Origin of the sequence: Colwellia sp. BRX10-1 (assembly GCF_014077545.1) — a bacterium.
Lineage (GTDB): Bacteria > Pseudomonadota > Gammaproteobacteria > Enterobacterales > Alteromonadaceae > Colwellia_A.
This window is the reverse complement of the sequence record NZ_JACGWC010000098.1, coordinates 1-570: the sequence shown is the minus strand read 5'-3', so window position 1 is coordinate 570 and position 570 is coordinate 1. Positions and strand designations below refer to the sequence as shown.

Sequence of the window (570 nt, the reverse complement as noted above, 5' to 3'; positions counted from 1 at the left end):
ATCAACAGTAAAACTCGTTACGGTTAATGGTCCATCTGCAGTTGCTGCATTATCCAAAACGTTACCAGAGACTGGGGTATCTTCAGCTGTTGTAACAGATTCATTGTCATCAGTAAGATCTGATAACGGTGTTACTGAAATTGTTAGCGCAGAATTATCGGTATCACCTGCACCGTCAGTAACGGTGTAGCTGACCACGGGTACACTGCCGTTGAAATTGTCATTTGGTATAAAAGTGTAACTACCATCTGCATTTAAGGTTAACTCACCTTCAGTGAGAGTAACCGTATCACCAGCATTATACGTATTCCCATCAACAGTAAAACTCGTTACGGTTAATGGTCCATCTGCAGTTGCTGCATTATCTAAAACGTTACCAGAGACTGGGGTATCTTCAGCTGTTGTAACAGACTCATTATCATCAATAAGATCTGATACGGGTGTTACTGAAATCGTTAAGGTAGAACTATCCGTATCACCGGCACCATCTGTGACGGTATAAGTAATTACAGGAACAGCACCATTGAAATTGTCATTTGGTGTAAAAGTGTAACTACCATCGGCATTTAA

Annotated in this window: 1 protein-coding gene; it reads right to left on the bottom strand. The window is 40.9% G+C overall.

All coding sequences use genetic code 11. The features are described 5' to 3' along the window. The coding region (locus H4J75_RS20540; protein WP_182223069.1) for an Ig-like domain-containing protein at positions 1-570 on the bottom strand (570 nt) is incomplete at both ends.